The sequence below is a fragment of the Puniceibacterium confluentis genome, from assembly GCF_007923445.1.
Classification (GTDB): Bacteria; Pseudomonadota; Alphaproteobacteria; order Rhodobacterales; family Rhodobacteraceae; genus Puniceibacterium; species Puniceibacterium confluentis.
Window position 1 is genome coordinate 1 of record NZ_VOJI01000076.1, and the last position, 1224, is coordinate 1224.

Below are 1224 nucleotides of genomic sequence, written 5' to 3' on the forward strand. Positions count from 1 at the left end.
TGACCTGCGACCCAGCTCTCCTCCAGTCTTTGGAAGAATCCGTGTATTGATTTCTGACCTCATGCGGCCTGCTGTTGCAACGTCATTTTGGCTACGAACTCGTTGGGCGTGAGATTTCCCAGCGACGAATGCGGCCGGTTTCGATTGTAGTCCTCCTTCCATTTTGTGACCTCTGATCTGGCGTCTGCGAGGGACGAGAACAGGGTCTCGTTCAGGCATTCGTCCCGGAAACTGCCGTTGAAACTTTCGATGAAGGCGTTTTGTGTTGGCTTTCCGGGAGCGATGTAGTGCCAGTCGATCTTCGTTTTTTGGCACCATTCGAGCACCGCTGAACTGGTCATTTCTGTCCCATTATCGCTGACGATTGTCGTAGGCATCCCGCGCATCTGAATGATCGCGTCCAGTTCACGGGTCAGCCGCGCGCCCGATAGTGACGTATCGGGAACAAGCGTCAAACATTCCCGGCTGAAATCATCGACCACGGCCAGTACGCGGAAGCGACGCCCGTCCGTAAATGCGTCTGATACGAAGTCCAGGCTCCAACGCACGTTGACATTCTGCGGCACTTCCATCGGACGGCGTGTGCCCAATGCGCGCTTCCTACCTCCACGCTTGCGCACCTGAAGCCCTTCTTCCCGATACAAACGCCGCAGCTTCTTCTGGTTCATGTAGATGCCCTGACGCTCCAGCATGATGTGAATGCGCCGGTAGCCAAAGCGCCGACGCTCAGCAGCGACCTCCTTCATGGCTTTGCGCACGTCAGCATCATCTGGCCGAATGCTGCGATACCGCACGCTCGATCGGTCAACTTCTAACACATCACACGCCCGCCGCTGGCTCACCCCGTGTTGATCACACAGATGACCCACCGCTTTCCGTCTTTCGGCGGGCGTTACCACTTTCGCGAGGCGACATCCTTCAGCATGGCATTGTCTAACATCTGCTCTGCGAGCAGCTTCTTGAGTTTGGCGTTCTCATCTTCCAGCGCTTTCAGCTTACGAGCATCTGACACATCCAGCCCGCCGAACTTCGATTTGTACTTGTAGAACGACGCTGTGCTGATGCCGTGCTTCCGGCAAACCTCAGCCGTTGGCACGCCTCCCTCCTGCTCCTTAATCATCCCGATGATCTGTTCTTCTGAGAACCGTGACTTCTTCATATTCCATCTCCAATGCTTGGGACGGATCCTACTCAAAAGTGGAGGAGTTTTAAGGTCTCAGGTCA

Annotated in this window: 1 protein-coding gene; it reads right to left on the minus strand. The window is 55.3% G+C overall.

Going from position 1 to position 1224, the window contains the following annotated elements; translation table 11 throughout:
* Positions 1-59 precede the first annotated feature (59 nt).
* Positions 60-1159, minus strand: a protein-coding gene (locus FOY53_RS22595; protein ID WP_372832967.1) for an IS3 family transposase whose coding sequence is annotated in 2 segments (ribosomal slippage) — positions 60-904 and positions 904-1159 — 1101 coding nt in all. Because the reading frame shifts where the segments join, the coding sequence is not laid out codon by codon here.
* Positions 1160-1224 lie beyond the last annotated feature (65 nt).